The following is a 16447-nucleotide window of genomic DNA, read 5'->3' as shown; positions in this document are numbered from 1 at the left end:
CGTGGCACGGGTCATCGGCGGAGCAGCAATTCGATTCCGTCGATGATCCGCGCCAGGCCGAAGTCGAACGACCGGTCCGCATCACCTATTGATTCGTACGCGTCGCCTGCGGCCTGCCCCACCCGCCTCGATATCGGGTAGTCGCTGCCCGCCATCAGTCGCTCGAGGACGGGCGCGTTGATCTCCCACCACTGAAGGTCGGTCATACCCGATTCGGTGCGCGCACCGGCCGCTTCGATGGACGCGCGGGCCGAACTCTCGGCGAACCCGGTCAACACCGCGATCGTGTTGTCCATCTCCAGGTCGTCGAGACCGACACCCTCGATCGCCTGGAGCTGCCACTCGAAGCGCGCTGACCCGTTGGGCCCGATCCACGGCCTGGCCTTCTGAGCGTGCAAAAGCCATGGGTGCCGGTGGTATTCGTCCCACGATTGCCGGGCGACCGCAATCATCCGATCCCGTAGGTCACCGGTGTGCTCCGGGTAGTCGACCTCGCCTGCGACCTCGTCGACCATCAATCCCACGAGTTCGTTCTTGCCCGGCACATAGGTGTAGATCGACATCGCACCGAGTCCGAGCCGCTGGGCCACCTTCCGCATCGACAATGCGGCCAGCCCCTCCTCATCGGCCAACGCGATCGCTGCCACGATCACCTCGTCGACACTGACCCGTTGCCTCGGTCCGCGGGAGCCCTGTGGTCGCCCGGCCTGGTGGCGCCAGAGCAGCTCCAGAGTTCGGTCCACCCGCGGTGGGCTCTGCGCATCATCCATCTGGCCACACTATCCCGTGGGGTGTACGGCGAAACGCCGTCGAGTTGGCCCAGACCGCACGGTGCCAAAGCGAAAGTCGGACTCTAGGTGGCGTCGTCCCAGCGATTCACACCAGTGGCGTCGGCGGCGGGAGTGGGAGCCGCGGTGACGGACTTGGACAGCGACGGCGGCGCCGGCTTGTCGACCGCACCGGGCGAAAGGACCTTGGAGTTCTCGTCGGTGGTCGGCAACGGTTGGGACACCGGCTTGACCTTGGTTTGCGCGTCGAAGTTGCCGGTGAAGAACGAGTCGTCGCCGTCCAGGAGATGCTTGGTGATGACCTTGCGGGGACTCATCCCCCGCAGCTCGTTGAGCTCGGCCAGCGGCTTGCGCAGATCTTCGAAATCGGCGCCGAGGTCTTCTTTGAGCTGGCTCGTGGCACCGGTGGCGTAGTCGCGGGCCTGCCGCACCGACTTCAGAGTCCACTTCAGCGCATCGGGCAACCGCTCGGGACCGAGGATCACCAGACCCGCGATCATCAAGATCAGGATTTCGCCCCACCCAACGCTGCTGAACACTGTTCCAGATTACTGGTAAGTGAGCCGCTGTCGAATCGACCGGACGATCTGACAGGAACCTCCCAGACAACCCTTCGCGTCGGAGGCGCAAACGAGGGTCAGTCAGAGGCCGGGGTCACGGTTCCTTCGAAGGTCCGGCCCTCACGCCAGTATTCGAACTTCACCGGCTTTCCGATGTCGGCTGTGCGAACGGCCACCGTCAGTTCGTCGGCGTCGTCGGTCATCCGGCCGTCGAACTTGGTGATCACATCGCCTTCACGGATCCCCGCCTGCGCCGCGGGTGAACCCTCGACGACGTTGCGGATCTGGGCGCCGAGCACCTGGTCGTTACGAACCGAACTCGCGTTCACACCGATCTGCGCGTGGACCACCCGTCCGTCATTGATCAGCGCCTGCGCGACCGGCAGGAACTCGTTGACCGGAATCGCGAACCCGAGGCCGATCGAACCGCCGTTCGGCGCGAGGCCCGCGGTGTTGATGCCGATGACACGACCCTGATCGTCGACCAGCGGACCACCCGAGTTGCCGGGGTTGATGGCCGCGTCGGTCTGGATGGCGTCGATCACCGCGTCGGTGTCGGATGTCTCGTCCGGACGCAGTGGCACGGCACGATCGATCGCACTGACGATTCCGCTGGTGACCGTGCGATCCAGGCCCAGGGGCGCTCCGAACGCCACCACTTCTTCGCCGATCTGGAGTTTGTCCGAGTCGCCCAACTTCGCGACGGTGAGATTGTCGACGTTGTCGACCTTCAGAACCGCGAGGTCGGTTCGGATGTCGCGGCCGACGATCCGAGCCGGTACCCGGGTGCCGTCGGAGAAGACCACTTCGAGTTTTGCGCTGTTGTCGTTGGCCGCCATCGAGATCACGTGGTTGTTCGTGACGATGTAGCCCTCGTCGTCGATGACGACACCGGATCCGGTACCGCCCCCGTTGGGCAGTCGGACGTCGACCATGACCACCGACTTCTCGACGGCCTCGGCCACGCGGGCGACCTGACTGCGGGGTTCGGCCTCGTTGTCGTCGTCGCTGCCGGACAAACTCACGGTGTCCGAGTGCAGTGGTGAGGTGACCTCTGCGGTCAGCCGGCCGATCAGGCCTCCGACCACGCCGACCAGCACTGCGATGACCGCCAGCACAGCCAGGGCCTGCCAGCTGACCTTCCGGTCGAAGAGCACTTCGCGGACACCGAGCTTCGGCCCTGGTGTCGTCGGTGCCGGTGGCACCTCGGTCTCGACGGCCGGTGCGCTCAGGCTGGCGGCGGCATCGGGATCGCGCCACGGATCCTCGGGTGCAGGAGCCAGCTCGACATCCCGGGATTCTTCATCCGGATCTCGCTGCAGGCTGTCTGCACCGTCGGGACGGGAAAACGCCTCGCGCAACACAGGATCGGGATTCGACAGGACCGGTTGCGGCGCTCGCGTGGGAGCGGACCCCGAGGGCGCAAATGCGCCGTCTACGCCGTCCGGACGCCCGAAGACGGCGGCAGTCTGTGGCGGCACGGGTGGGCGCTCATTCGGCCGCGGGCCCAATCGAGGGGCCTCGCCGACGTCGCGTGGTTCGGAAGGAGGTGTGGCGCCGAGGCCGTACTTGTCAGTATCGGTCACCGGCCCGCCCGGTCATCCGGTCTCATGAAAAACTCGAACCCCTCGCTCGCGGCTATTCGGTCGCAGATCAACCGGCACCGCCGATCAATCCTCACCGAGGCTACCCGGCTGCCGGTACAAAACAATTGCGGTGCTGCCGCGGACACCGATTGCGGCATTGCCGCGGACACGGTTTCTCAGCGGTTGCGTCGACGCTGGTCCCGATGTACCGGTGAGGCGGGTGCATCGAGCAGGGATTCGTCAGGGTCGACTTGCGCCGGATTGCCTGCGGTCGCGCGCAGGTCGATCTCACGAGTGGGGATCTGGTTGAGTGCGCCCAGCAGTCCCGCGGGCATGACGATCTCTCCGGAGCGTCGCAGTGCCGCGCGCGCTGAGCTCTGCGCATCGACCTCGGCGCGGCATTGCACGCACAACTCGAGGTGCTGTGAAGCACGCATGTAGGCATTCATCCGGAGCTCGCCGTCCACATACGCGGCCACAGCTTCGGTAGCGAGATGCTCGGTGGACAGGAATCGGCGTCCGCCGACGCTGCCGGGTGCTCGATAATTCTTGTTTGCCGAGACCATCGACGACGCCGGGAACCATCCCAGCGCCCGTCGCCGGTTCCGCATTGCTGCGGGCCGATCTCCGCTGCCTGTCGGTTCGGCGCCGTTCGAATCTGCGGGGCCGGAGTCATCGGGTGTGCGTTCACTCACCGCATTCACTCCTTCCTCTTACGTGCCCACCGGGATCCTCGTGGTAGAGGACAAACCTTTTGGGCGTCTCGACAATTCGCCTCGACTCTACGGACTTCGGCGCATGTTCGCCGCGCCGGCGTCCAACATCAACAACGAAGTCACATCCCCTCAGGTTCCCGTTCGGTACGCGGGTCAGATGTCTTGCGTCATGACCGATCGCCCCGAGTGATGACCACTGGCCGCAAGATGTCCGCGGATGGCCTGCCGACCCCGGTGGATGCGGCTGCGGACCGTGCCGAGCTTGACCCCCAGCGTCGCGGCGATCTCCTCGTACGACAAACCTTCGATGTCACACAGGACCACTGCGGCGCGGAACTCCGGTGCCAGGGAATCGAGCGCGCTCTGCAGATCCGGATCGAGATTGGCGTCGTTGTAGATCTGCTCGGGATCCGGATCGCTGCCCGGTACCCGGTCGTAGTCCTCGGGAAGTGCTTCCATCCGGATCTTGTTCCGGCGCCGGACCATGTCCAGGAACAGGTTGGTGGTGATGCGGTGCAACCAGCCCTCGAAGGTGCCTGCCTTGTAGCTCGAGAGCGACCGGAAGACCCTGATGAAGGTCTCCTGGGTCAGATCCTCGGCGTCATGCTGATTGCCGGAGAGTCGGTAGGCCAATCGATAGACCCGGTCGGCGTGTTCACGGACCAGCTCATCCCAGGCCGGCATCAGGGTGGCGTCGCCGGTGGCATCGAAACGCGCCGTCCCAGTCGGTTGGTCTGTCGAAGAATCGTTGGTGTCGAGCACAGTAAGAGTCCCGTTACCGTCTTTGCGGTTGGTCTCTGTCACGATCTGATCAACTCTCCTCCCGGGACCGGTCGACTGCTCCGGTCAATTGCTACACGCACTAGATCGTCAAGAATTGTTACCGAAGGCAACGCCGGCACCGGGCCGGTTGTTCCCCTATGACCCTGTCCGACCGGGGTGTGTACGCACTATGAGCGGCCTGAGCGTTCCCTGAGAGTCCGTGCGCTGCGCAGCAGACTTCCGATACCGCTGCTCAGCGCGCCTAGGCGGCCATTTCCGCGGGCAGCGCTAACCTCAGATCTGTGTCCGATGAGAGCCAGTCCGCCAACACCGATTCCCCGCCGCCTGTCATCGACCCAGCAGTGTTGAGCAGCTACGCGGAGGCCGCGATCGTCGAAGACGAGGCCCTGCGGCTGGCGCGCGAGCGTTCCGACGAACTCGGAGCCCCGTCCATCACCCCGGCTGTGGGTGCCGCACTGTCACTGTTGGCCCGATTGGTCAACGCAAAGGCCGTGGTCGAGGTCGGTACCGGCGCCGGGATCAGCGGACTGTGGCTCCTCAACGGCATGCGCACCGACGGCGTGCTGACCACCATCGATTCCGAAGGTGAGTACCACCGCGCCGCCAAACTGGCGTTCAACACGGCCGGTATCAGCCCCGGCCGCACCCGCCTCATCAACGGACGGGCCGCAGAGGTCCTCCCCCGGCTCGCCGACGGCGGCTATGACCTGGTGTTCATCGACGGCGCCGTCACCGACCAACCACGTTTTGTGGCCGAAGGCCTCCGACTGCTGCGCGGTGGCGGTGTTCTGGTCGTCCACAACGCCTCTGCCGACGGAACCGTCGCCGACCCGGCCACGTCCGATCAGGCTGCAGTCGCGGCGCGCGAAGCCGCAATGCTCATCGCCGACGACGACTCACTGTTGCCGGTGGTGATCCCCCTGGGCCGCGGATTGCTCGCAGCGGCAAAGGCCCCCGCGGCCGACTAACCGATTCCCCCACCTGAACGCTCCACCTTTGCGAGGACGCTCCACATATTTCCGGAGCGTCCTCGTACACGTGGAGCGTTTGGTCAGGTACTGGGCGTCATCGCCGTGAGTTCGGGGTACTTCGGTGCGATCGTGTCGCCCGTCGACACGCCCAGTAGCCGGCGGCCCACCCACGGCATCGCATGCTCCACCGTCCACTGCCGACTGTCCCGACGACGCTGCGTCGGCGAGATCTGTTGCGGCGGACCGAGTTCCACCGGAACCAGATCGTGTTCGATGCCGAGCGCATCGAGCACCTCGATGGCCATGTACACGTGCCCGGCAGTCGACATGTGCATCCGGTCGAATTCCCACATCCCGCGTTCGCGGAACACCCGCATCCGCCAGAAGTCGACCAGCGTGAGGTTGCGCCGCTCGACCACTTCACGCAGGAGTTCGTTGTAGACCGCAAATCGACCGCGCAGGGCCCCGAACACCGGTTTACCGCCGGTGTCGTGAACGGTGAAGGTGACCACCTTGGCGCCGGAATCCTGCAACCGGCCGATCGCGGCGTCGTAGTCCTCCATGAGGGTGTCGATGTCGGCGTTCGGCCGCAACAGGTCGCTGGCACCGGCACTGATGGCCACCAGATCCGGCTTCATCTCGAGGGCCGGGCCCAGTTGCTCCGACACGATTGCCGACATCAGCCGGCCGCGGATCGCCAGGTTCGCGTACCGGAAGTCGGAATCGGCGCGGGCCATCACCTCGGCCACCCGATCGGCCCAGCCCCGCACCCCGTTCGGGCAGCGGGGCTCGACGTCACCCACACCCTCGACAAACGAATCACCGAGGGCGACAAAGCGTTTGAATGATGGTGAGGCGACGACGTCAGACATCTGTCGAGAACCTGATTCCACCATCGGGGAGCTTCACACCTGGCCAGACACGCGCGCCACGAAGCAGTTCACATCGGGCCCCGATGTCGGCACCGTCCCCGATCACGCCGTCCCGGATCAGGGCACGTGGTCCGACCCGGACACCGAAACCGATGATCGACCGCTCGATCACCGCGCCCGCCTCGATCACGGCACCATCGAAGATGACGGCGCCGTCCAGGCGTGCGCCGGCACCGATCTCCGCGCCACGGCCGACCACCGTGCCACCGATGAGCAGCGCCCCCGGCGCCACACCGGCACCCTCGTGGACCAGGTACTCACCGCGAGGTCCGCTCAGCGCCGGTGACGGTGCGATACCGCGCACCAGGTCGGCACTGCCACGGACGAAATCCTCGGGTGTGCCCATGTCGCGCCAGTAGCCGGAGTCGACGTAACTCTGCACGTGCGCGCCGTCGGCGAGCAGTCCGGGAAAGACCTCACGTTCCACCGAGACCGGACGGTCGGCGGGGATCTTTTCGATCACCGAACGGTTGAAGACGTAACAGCCGGCATTGATCTGATCGGTTGGCGGATCCTGCGTCTTCTCGAGGAACGCCGTGACCCGTCCGGTCTCGTCGGTGGGCACACAACCGAATGCCCGTGGATCCCCGACCCGCACCAGATGCAGCGTCACCTCGGCACCCGAGGTCCGATGGGTGTCGATGATGGAGCGGACATCGGTGCCACAGAGGACGTCACCGTTGAACACCAGGATCGTCTTGGCGGTCAGGTGCCCGAGCACATTGCGGATGCCGCCACCGGTACCCATCGGTTCGGACTCGTGCACGTACGTGATCGACAGGCCCATCTTCGACCCGTCACCGAAATGCTGTTCGAAAACCTCGGATTTGAAGGAGGTTCCCAAGACGACCTGCTTGATCCCCGCGGCCTTGATCCGGGCCAGCAGGTGGGTCAGAAAAGGCACACCCGCCGTCGGCAACATCGGCTTTGGCGCCGACAGCGTCAACGGACGCAGTCGAGTTCCCTTGCCGCCGACCAAGATAACGGCCTGGACATCATCTGTCGGGGCGTCGGAAGCCGGGGATGTCACACCATCATCGAGGGTCACTTTGCGCCTTTCGTCGAACTGTCGATCGTTGAGTTGTTTGATGAATCTTCGCGGCGGGCAGCACGTTTGGCCGCTGCTACCACCACTGCCGACCGCGCGGTGAGTCCCGCACGCAGGGCAAGCCTGAGGGGCGCCTGCCACCAATGCGGGTGCCGATCGGCCTGAAACCGATATGCGCTGCGATGGTGCGCAGGCAACATCTTTCCTGGATCACGGCCAGCCGCATGGCCTTTCGTGTGCAAGACCTCCGCGTCGGGCACAAAGACGTTGAGCCAGCCGGCCCGGCCGAGCCGGTCACCGAGGTCGACATCCTCCATGTACATGAAGTAGCGGGAGTCGAAACCGTCGATGGAGTCGAAGGCATCGCGCCGCACCAGCAGGCACGACCCGGACAGCCACCCCACGGCGCGTTCGGATACATCGACGGCATCCTGCCGGTACGCCGCGGTCCAGGGGTTGGACTTCCATACCGTCCCCAGGATCGCGTGTCCGGTTCCGGAGACCAGGTTCGGAACCCGCCGCGCCGACGGATAGATGGTCCCGTCGGGTTCGCGGATCAGGGGTCCCAGAGCACCGGCCCGTGGCCAGCGGTCGGCCGCGGCCAGCAACCGGTCGATCGAACCCGGCGCCCACTCGACGTCCGGGTTGGCCACGATCACGTATTCGATGCCCGGATCCACCGCGGCAACCGCCCGATTCACCGCGCCGCCGTAACCGATGTTGCCACCGGTGTGCAACAACGAGACGTGGTCGTATTTCTGTGCAGCCAGCTCGGGGGCACCATCGTCAGAACCGTTGTCCGCCATGATCACCGCCGGTGTCCCGGTCATCGCGTCATCGAGCGTCTCGATGAATCGGGCCAGGTAGTCACCGGACGAATACGTCACGGTCACCACAACGACACGGTCGGAAACCTGCTCATCACTCACCGCCACAGGGTAGCCGGATACCGCGGCGTCCCCTCCCATCACGCCCCCACCGCCGATCAAGCGCTGACCGCGGCGGCCAGCGCCGAACGCCAGTCCCGCAGCGGGGTCAATCCGGCCTTCTGCCACGACTGACCGGACAACACCGAATACGCCGGACGCGGCGCCGGACGGGGGAATGCGTCCGAGGTGGTGGGCAGCACCCGGGCCGGGTCGGCACCGACCTCGGCGAACACGGCCTGCGCGAGGTCGAACCAGCTGCAACTCCCGGCATTCGTGGCGTGCAGGATTGTTCCGGTCGCCGGTGAACCACCTGCACAGATGTCGGCAGCGAGTTGCAGCAGGCCATCGGCCAGATCGGCCGCGTACGTCGGCGATCCCACCTGATCGGTGACCACCGACACGGTGTCGCGTTCGCCCTCGAGGCGGCGCATGGTTGCGACGAAGTCATTGCAGCCGGGCGCACCGGTGTAGACCCACGCCGTACGGACCACCGTCGCCGACGGGTCACCGGCGCGGACCGCGACCTCGCCTGCCAGCTTGGTCTCGCCGTAGACCGACTTCGGGCCGGTCGGATCATCCGGTTCCATCGGGCGATCGGCCACACCGGTGAAGACGTAGTCGGTCGAGATGTGGATCAGGTGCGCGCCGGTGTAGGCGGTCAGCGCTGCCAGGTTGGCGGGTCCGGTGACGTTGATCGCGTATGCGCGGTCCCGGTCCGTCTCCGCCGCGTCCACCGCGGTGTAGGCCGCGCAATTGATGATCACGTCGGCAGGCCCGAGGCCGCCGAGCACCGAATCCACTGCCACCGGGTCCGTGATGTCCAGATCGGTCGAGGTCAGAGGCCGCACGACCTCGCCCCCTTGAACACGTAGCCGACTGCCCAACTGACCGCCGGCACCGGTCACGACCACAGATCCCAATTGCCTTTGCATACAGACCATCATGTCCGGTTCGGTCGGCCTCCGCGCATCGAGGCCCGATTCGCCAACGTGAACAACATCATCACGGGCGCGCCGGAGCAGCTCCGGCGACGCCGCGAGAATCGCACGTAGCATTGCCACCAGTCCGTCCCCGGTGCACGGCACATCGCGCCCGGAGACCCCTGCCAGTACCTGCCAGAGCCAGCACACAGAGATAGGAGCGCCGCCCGCCGTGGACCGTCCCTCTTCGGATCGACCGTCGGGTGAGCGTCGCAGCGGATCACCCCGCGAGGGTCGCCAACCGCGCTCCTCCTCGGGCGAACCCACTCCGCCGGGTGCACGCCGCCGGCCATCGCCGGACGATCCCCGCGCCGCGGTACCTGCCGAACAGCGGCAGCCACGGCGTCGACTGGACGATGCCGAACGCGTTCGCCGCCCGTCGCGACCGCAGGCAGGCGATCCACCACCGAAGACCCGCCGCAGCGACCGGCCCGCACCCGAAGGTCGTCCGAAGAAGGCGGCGCCCCTTGCCTCGGCCACCTCGACGACAGGTGAAGCCGCCGACAACAAGAAGTCCACTCGTTCCATCACCCGGATCGCGGTGGCCGTGGTCTCGGTCGCCGTCATGGTCGCGACCGGTTACGCCTGGAACCAGATGACCGACCTCGAGAACAGCATCACCAAGCTGGACGGCCTGAGCCTGGGCAGCGGCAAGGACGGCGCCGTCGACATCTTGATGGTCGGTACCGACTCACGCACCGACGCGCAGGGCAACCCGCTCTCGGAGAAGGAACTGGCCCAGCTGCACTCCGCAGACGATGTGGGCACCAACACCGACACGATCCTGCTCATCCGCATCCCCAACGACGGATCCTCGGCCACCGCGATCTCGATTCCACGGGACTCTTACGTCGATGTCCCCGGGGTCGGGATGAACAAGATCAACTCCGCATACGGCACGGCCAAAGAGGAGCGCCGCCGCGAGCTGGTCAACGACGGCATGGACCTCGACGATGCAGACAAGAAGTCCGTGGAGTCCGGACGCGACGCACTCATCGACACCGTCACCGAGCTCACCGGTGTCGAGGTCGACCACTACGCCGAAGTCGGCCTCCTGGGGTTCGTCCTGCTCACCAATGCGGTCGGTGGAGTCGACGTCTGCCTGAAGGCGGCGGTTTCCGAACCGTTCTCGGGTGCCGATTTCCCGGCCGGAGCGCAGACCCTGGACGGATCCGAAGCGCTGAGCTTCGTCCGTCAGCGCCACGACCTGCCGCGGGGTGATCTCGACCGCATCGTCCGTCAGCAGGTCTTCATGGCCTCACTGGCACAGAAAGTCCTCTCGGCCGGCACCCTGTCGAGCCCCGGCAAGCTGTCCGATCTACAGAACGCGGTGTCGCGGTCCATCGTGATCGACGAGAACTGGGACGTCATCAAGTTCGTCGAGCAGCTCAAGGACCTGTCCGGTGGCCGGGTCCAGTTCGCGACCATTCCCGTGGTGACCGAACAGGGCTGGAGCGACGACGGCCTGCAGAGCGTGGTCGAGGTCGATCCGGCCGCCGTCAAGTCCTTCACCGCAGGATTACTCGGCGAAAAGGATGCCTCCGGCAAGACCGCGTTCGTGGCCGCCGACTACACCGTCGACGTGATCAACACCGGCACGGTCGACGGACTGGCCACGAATGTGTCGCGAATCGTTGCGGGCAAGGGATACCTCCCCGGCGAAACAGACAACGACCTCAACGACACCGTCGACAGCCAGGTGCTTGCCGCGGCCACCGACGATCCGGGCGCGAAGGCCGTGGCCAAAGACCTCGGCGGACTGCCGATCATCGCGGATCCGTCGCTGCCCCCGAACACGGTTCGGGTCCTACTGACCGACAGCTACACCGGGCCGGGTTCGATCAATGATTCCGGTCCACAGGACAGCCAGGATTCTGATGGTGACACCGCACCCCCCGCTCCACCCGCCCCTCGAATCACTGCCGGTGGAACCGGCCCGGAGTGTGTCAATTGATCACCCTTGCAGACGCCGCGCTCGATCCGGCGCTGACCAGAGACGGCACCCAACCGCTCCTGACGTACTACAACGACGCCACCGGTGAGCGGACCGAACTATCAGGTCTGACCGCTGCCAACTGGGCTGCCAAGACCGCCAACATGATTCGCGACGAGTTCGGGTTGATGCCGGGCGATGTCGTGGCTGTCGGTCTGCCTGCACACTGGCAGACCGCGGGGGTCCTGCTCGGCGCGTGGTGGGCCGGAATGCATGTGCGCCTGGGTTACACCGACGATGCCGCACTGGCCTTCTGCTCGATGGACACACTCGGCGTGATGGAACAGGCGCCCGAGATAGCGGTGGTCTCGCTCGACCCGTTCGGTATGCCGATGCGGGATCTGCCGATCGGTCTGACCGACTATGCGGCGTCCGTGCGGGTGCACGGGGACCAATTTCGTCCGAGTGGGTCCGCCGATCTGGCGCTCGACGGTCGAACCGTCACACAGATCGTCTCCGCGGCCACCGCTGCCGCCGACGAGGCCGGGATCGTGGCGGGTTCACGGGTCATGTCCACGAGTACCTGGGACACCGCCGAACGCCTGATCGGCAACCTGCTGACGCCCCTGATCGCCGGCGGTTCACTGGTGCAGGTGGCCCATCCAGATGACAGCAAACTGGCCGCGCGGGCCACCACGGAGAAGGTCACCGCGACCCTGCCCTGAGATGACCCGGGACGGCTCAGAACAGCGTGGGCTGAGGCTCTTTGACCGGAGTATGCGTTGGCAACGCTCCACGGAGGGGGTTCTGGCCGACGTCCTCGGAGTCATCGCCGGGGGTACCGGCGAGCCCGTGCTTCTCGATCAGCGGCGTCGTACGGTCGCGTAACCACCGCTGGTATTCCGGTGCCGTGTAGGCCCCGCGTCCATAAATCTGACGGTAGCTCTTCATCAATGCCGGATGGTTCTCCCCGAGCCACGTCAGATACCAGTTCCGGGTTGGGCCACGTAGATGCATCGGAAACGCGGTCACCGAGGTGGCGCCTGCGGCCGCCAGCGCACCGAACAACTCGTCGAGTGCCCCGCGAGAATCGGTGAGCTGCGGCAGAATTGGTGCCGCCATCACATGACAGTCCAATCCGGCGTCCCGCACTGCGGTGATCAGATCCAGTCGCGCGCGAGCCGATGGGGCACCGGGCTCCACCTGCTCACGCAGATCTTCGTCGAGAAGCGCCAACGAGATCCCGATCGACACCGGAACCTGCTGCGAGGCAAGCGACAACAGCGGAAGGTCGCGGCGCAACAACGTCCCCTTGGTGAGGATCGACATCGGTGTGCCGGAATCGGCCAGCGCGCCGATGATCCCCGGCATCAGCCGATAACGCCCTTCTGCCCGGTGGTACGGATCGGAGTTGCTGCCGAGTGCCACCGGTTCACGCTTCCAGCTCCTGCGCGACAACTCTTTTCGCAACACCGCGGCCACGTTCATCTTCACGACGATCTGGGTGTCGAAGTCGCGTCCGGCGTCGAGGTCGAGGTATTCGTGTGTTCCGCGGGCAAAGCAGTACACGCACTGGTGCAGGCATCCACGCATCGGATTGATGGTCCACCGAAACGGCACCTGCGACGCCTCGGGCACCTTGTTGAGCGCACTCTTGCAAAGGACCTCGTGGAAGGTCACGCCGTCGAAGTCAGGTGTCCGTACCGATCGGACGAGACCGGCCCGCTCCAGCCCGGGTAGGGCCGGAGCGGCCGAGTCCTCACCCGCGTCGGGTTCGGCGTCGAGGAGTTGCCCGTCCCATCGCATGTGACCAGTCGAACATCCGTTCTATTCGATGTCAAGTCCACGGCACCGAAGCGGCCAGTTCTCCCAAAACGCCGAAAGTGCGCCGCAACACCCAGATGTCACAGTGCGGCAGCCGGATCCGCCCGCAATGCCTGCCGAGCCGGGAGCGCCGCCGCGAGCAGACCGGCCAGACCGCCGACCACCACGATCCCTGTCAGTACGCCCCATGGCATGTCCGGCGCGGCAAACCGATCGGTGCCGAGTACCGCGGCTGCGCCGGTGAGGCCGTATGTGATTCCCAGCAGCACGCCCATTGCCGAGGCCACCGCGGCGATGGTCGCCGCTTCACACAGCAACATGGCCGCGACCCCGCGACGACTCACACCGATCACCCGCAGCAGCGCATTCTCGCGTCGCCGTTCGATCACCGACAGCGCCATCGTGTTCCCCACCCCGATCAAGGCGACAACCACCGCGACAGCCAGCAGCGCCAGCACGATTCGCAGTACCAGTGCGACGACGTCATCGAGCTGCTGCCGGATCTCGACGCCGCCGGAGAAGGTCGCATCGGGTGTGGCGGAGGCGAGCAGTTCACGTAATTCGGTGAGTGTCTCGCCAGTGTCGGCACGCGAAGTCGTGAGCCGGATCGCCACACCGGTCGGTACGGGCGACGCCGACGCCCCGACCACGGCCCGATCGGCGAATGAGCCGCTGTCTCCCTCGATCACCGTCAACGTCGTCGTCACGCCGCCCGAACCCACCGAGACCCGTTGTCCGACCTCGACTCCCGCGAGCAGCCGATCCTCGTCGGTCAGTGCCAGCTCCGATGACGTCGGCGCCCGGCCGCTGCGCATCAGGTTCTGCAGGTCGACCGTATCGACCACTCCCACCGTCAGCGGTACCCCGTCAACGGCAATGTCCGTGCGGGTCACCGCGACTGCGTCCGAGACTCCCCTGCTGTGCCCGATGGCCTCGACGAGATGGTCGGGCAGCGGCGAACCGGAGGACACCAGCACGTCGACCGGGTACATGTCGGAGATGAGTTCGGTGGCACTCGACCGGACCGTTTGGGCGCCGATGACCATCATCGTGGTCAAGGTGATCCCGATGATCAGAGCCGAGCAGGTTGCCGCTGTTCGGCGGGGTGACCTTCCGGCATTGTCGGCCGCGAGTTCGGCGATCGGTCCGGCCGCGGTGCGGCGCAGCACTCCTGCGCCTGCGGTGCCGACACCCCGGATCAGGGGCGGGAACAGGACGACGCCGGCCTGCATCAGTGCGAGAAAGGTCATGGCGCCACCGAATCCGGCCACCACCCCCGAACCGAGGGCCAGGCCGAGCACCAGAGCCACCGCGCCGGACACCCCGAGTGCCCCTGCGCACCACAGTCGGACAACTGGGCGGTGACCACGTCCAGTGCCCTCGTCACCGGTGGCGAACGCGGCCAGCGGCGAGACCCTGGTGGCCGTCCGGGCCGGCACGGTCGCGGCCACCAGCGTCATCACGACCCCGAGCAAGATCGGCACCACAACCGCCGTTGCCGGGATCGAGAGATCGGTCAGCGGTACCTCGGCGCCCGTCATCCGTACCACGGCAGTCGCCGTCGCCACCCCGCCGATACCCAGGACCACCCCGATCACCGCGGCGACCAGGCTCAGGATCAGGGCTTCCAGACGAACCGCGGAACGTACCTGCGACACCTCGGCACCGATGCAGCGCAACAACGCCAACTCCCGGGTGCGCGAAGACACCAGCACCGCAAAGGTATTCGAGATGACCAGGCACGAGACCAGCGCGGTGATGGCGGCAAACGACAACAGCACGGTTGCCAACAGGTCGTTCTCTCCGGTGTATCGGGCGACCACCTTGTCGGCCGCCTCGATTCCGGTCACGACCTCGGTTCCCGGTACCGACGCGACCTGGGCCCGGATCGCGTCGAGAACGGCCATCGGATCAGCAGAACGATCGAACCTGGTCCGGATGATCACGTCCTCCCCGCGTTCGGATGCGCGCCCCGCAGCGACCGCCGACACCGCTTCCGGGGACGCAAAGAGCTGGGCCGAACCGGCCGCGGGCCCGTCGGACTCCAGCAGTCCCACCACCGTCATCTCGGTGGCGGCGCGATCGGTTGCGGTGTCCATGTCAGGTCGTACGAACAGCTGTTGTCCGACAGCAAAATTGGAGCCTGCCTGGGCGACCACCTGTCCCGGACCGTCCGGGAGGACACCGGTCGACAACTGCTGCCAACGAAGACCGTCATCTTTCGACATCGCGCCGAGACGAACCTGGTTGTACGACTTGCCACCGCTGGTCACACTCACCAGCCTGTTGCTGTCGACGGCCACGGCATCGACACCCCCGATCGCGGCGACCTGCTGACCGGTGCGGTCGGCGAACTCGCCGGGCACCACCACCGCGGCGTCGGTTCCAGCGAACTGACCGGCCACCGCATCACGCATCGACGCCGTCGACGTGGCGGTCAAGGTCAATGTCGCGGCCACGAATGCGACCGAAATGGCCACCGCAAGTGCGGAGGCGACATACCTGCCCTTGTACGCGCGTAGCTGCGCCCAGGCGAAGCCCCTCATCGCGGCCCACCAACCGTACGCACAGCGGCAGGACCGAGACGAAGCATCGATTCGAGCACCGAATCCGCTGTTGGCGATTCGATTCGATCAACCAATCGCCCATCTGCCATCACCAGGACCTGATCGCAGTAACTCGCGGCAACCGGGTCGTGGGTCACCATGACAATGGTCTGTCCGCCGCGCCTGCTGCTGTCGCGCAGCAGGGACAGCACCTGCGCGCCCGAGGTGCTGTCGAGATTACCGGTGGGTTCATCGGCCAGGACCAGCCTGGGCCTGCCAAGCAACGCCCGGGCGATCGCGACGCGTTGCTGCTGTCCGCCGGAGAGTTCACCCGGCTTGTGATCGAGGCGATCGGCGATTCCGAGCGCGTCGACGAGCTCATCGAACCAGGCCTGATCGGCGACACGACGATCCAGAGTCAGCGGCAGAACAACGTTGGCCCGCGCGGTCAGCGCCGGCAACAGATTGAAGGCCTGGAACACGAACCCCAGCTCTCGCCGCCGCAACCGCGTGCGCTCGGAGTCGTTGCAACGTCCCAGATCCACCTCGCCGATCCGCACCGTTCCCGAGGTCGGGGTGTCGAGTCCGGCCAGGCAATGCATGAGGGTCGACTTTCCCGAACCAGACGGCCCCATGATCGCCGTGAACTTCCCCGACGGCACATCCATACTCACATCGCGCAGCGCGTGCACCTCCGCACTGCCCTCACCGTACGACTTGTGCACACCTATCGCCCGCGCGGCGACTGCTTCTGGCATTGCCCTACCTCCCGTTGACCCGCAGAATCAAATGACCTGCCGGACAAACGTATTGCCGGGTGTTGTCACCGGTCATCGGCGTGCAGGAGGACG

15 protein-coding genes are annotated in these 16447 nt (G+C 66.0%); 3 read left to right on the top strand and 12 right to left on the bottom strand.

Annotation, left to right across the window (positions count from 1 at the left end; all coding sequences use genetic code 11):
- Positions 1-11 precede the first annotated feature (11 nt).
- The 5 genes from AC56PL_RS23235 to sigE form a co-directional block, all read right to left on the bottom strand.
- Entirely contained in the window at positions 12-770 is a 759-nt protein-coding gene (locus tag AC56PL_RS23235) for a TetR/AcrR family transcriptional regulator (protein ID WP_497155267.1), read from the bottom strand.
- Positions 771-853: 83 nt separating this feature from the next.
- Positions 854-1327: a Sec-independent protein translocase protein TatB gene (tatB, locus tag AC56PL_RS23230; protein WP_497155266.1), complete on the bottom strand. Its 474-nt coding sequence runs from the start codon at positions 1325-1327 to the stop codon at positions 854-856.
- A gap of 98 nt (positions 1328-1425) precedes the next feature.
- Positions 1426-2934, bottom strand: coding sequence for a trypsin-like peptidase domain-containing protein (locus tag AC56PL_RS23225; protein ID WP_495517763.1), 1509 nt, complete (start codon positions 2932-2934; stop codon positions 1426-1428).
- A 176-nt stretch (positions 2935-3110) separates the two neighbouring features.
- Complete coding sequence (locus tag AC56PL_RS23220; RefSeq protein WP_495517764.1) at positions 3111-3629, bottom strand: hypothetical protein; 519 nt, start codon at positions 3627-3629, stop codon at positions 3111-3113.
- A 174-nt stretch (positions 3630-3803) separates the two neighbouring features.
- Positions 3804-4412 carry an RNA polymerase sigma factor SigE gene (sigE, locus tag AC56PL_RS23215; protein WP_495518393.1) on the bottom strand — a complete coding sequence of 203 codons (609 nt, stop codon included), beginning with the start codon at positions 4410-4412 and terminating at the stop codon, positions 3804-3806.
- Positions 4413-4714: 302 nt separating this feature from the next.
- Between sigE and AC56PL_RS23210 the strand changes: the two genes are divergently transcribed.
- Positions 4715-5401, top strand: a complete 687-nt coding sequence (locus AC56PL_RS23210) for an O-methyltransferase (RefSeq protein WP_497155265.1) — start codon at positions 4715-4717, stop codon at positions 5399-5401.
- An 83-nt stretch (positions 5402-5484) separates the two neighbouring features.
- Here AC56PL_RS23210 and AC56PL_RS23205 read toward each other — a convergent pair whose 3' ends face one another.
- From AC56PL_RS23205 to rfbD, 4 genes are read right to left on the bottom strand one after another with little or no spacing between them, the layout of a single operon-like run.
- Positions 5485-6276 (bottom strand): SGNH/GDSL hydrolase family protein, encoded by a 792-nt coding sequence (locus AC56PL_RS23205; protein WP_497155264.1) that lies wholly within the window; start codon positions 6274-6276, stop codon positions 5485-5487.
- A complete protein-coding gene (gene manB / locus AC56PL_RS23200; RefSeq protein WP_495517767.1) occupies positions 6269-7384 on the bottom strand; it encodes a mannose-1-phosphate guanylyltransferase in 1116 nt (371 codons plus the stop codon). Before manB ends, AC56PL_RS23205 begins: the two co-directional genes overlap by 8 nt.
- Positions 7381-8352 (bottom strand): glycosyltransferase family 2 protein, encoded by a 972-nt coding sequence (locus AC56PL_RS23195; protein ID WP_497155318.1) that lies wholly within the window; start codon positions 8350-8352, stop codon positions 7381-7383. The genes manB and AC56PL_RS23195 overlap by 4 nt, the downstream gene beginning before the upstream one ends.
- 17 nt (positions 8353-8369) lie before the next feature.
- A complete protein-coding gene (gene rfbD / locus AC56PL_RS23190) occupies positions 8370-9245 on the bottom strand; it encodes a dTDP-4-dehydrorhamnose reductase (protein ID WP_497155317.1) in 876 nt (291 codons plus the stop codon).
- Positions 9246-9465: 220 nt separating this feature from the next.
- Between rfbD and AC56PL_RS23185 the strand changes: the two genes are divergently transcribed.
- Both AC56PL_RS23185 and AC56PL_RS23180 read left to right on the top strand, forming a co-directional pair.
- Entirely contained in the window at positions 9466-11247 is a 1782-nt protein-coding gene (locus AC56PL_RS23185; protein WP_497155263.1) for an LCP family protein, read from the top strand.
- Positions 11244-11951, top strand: a complete 708-nt coding sequence (locus tag AC56PL_RS23180; RefSeq protein WP_497155262.1) for a TIGR03089 family protein — start codon at positions 11244-11246, stop codon at positions 11949-11951. Before AC56PL_RS23185 ends, AC56PL_RS23180 begins: the two co-directional genes overlap by 4 nt.
- A gap of 16 nt (positions 11952-11967) precedes the next feature.
- Here the strand turns inward: AC56PL_RS23180 and AC56PL_RS23175 are convergent, their stop codons facing one another.
- From AC56PL_RS23175 to AC56PL_RS23165, 3 genes are all read right to left on the bottom strand, one after another.
- Positions 11968-13032, bottom strand: coding sequence for an Rv2578c family radical SAM protein (locus AC56PL_RS23175; RefSeq protein ID WP_497155261.1), 1065 nt, complete (start codon positions 13030-13032; stop codon positions 11968-11970).
- A 98-nt stretch (positions 13033-13130) separates the two neighbouring features.
- On the bottom strand, positions 13131-15596 hold the full coding sequence (locus AC56PL_RS23170; protein WP_497155260.1) for an FtsX-like permease family protein: 2466 nt from the start codon (positions 15594-15596) through the stop codon (positions 13131-13133).
- The gene (locus tag AC56PL_RS23165; RefSeq protein WP_497155259.1) at positions 15593-16354 is read right to left on the bottom strand and encodes an ABC transporter ATP-binding protein; all 762 of its coding nucleotides are present in this window, start codon (positions 16352-16354) and stop codon (positions 15593-15595) included. The genes AC56PL_RS23170 and AC56PL_RS23165 overlap by 4 nt, the downstream gene beginning before the upstream one ends.
- Positions 16355-16447 lie beyond the last annotated feature (93 nt).

This window comes from Williamsia sp. Y721, from assembly GCF_059683565.1.
This window is presented reverse-complemented; position numbering and strand designations above follow the sequence as displayed.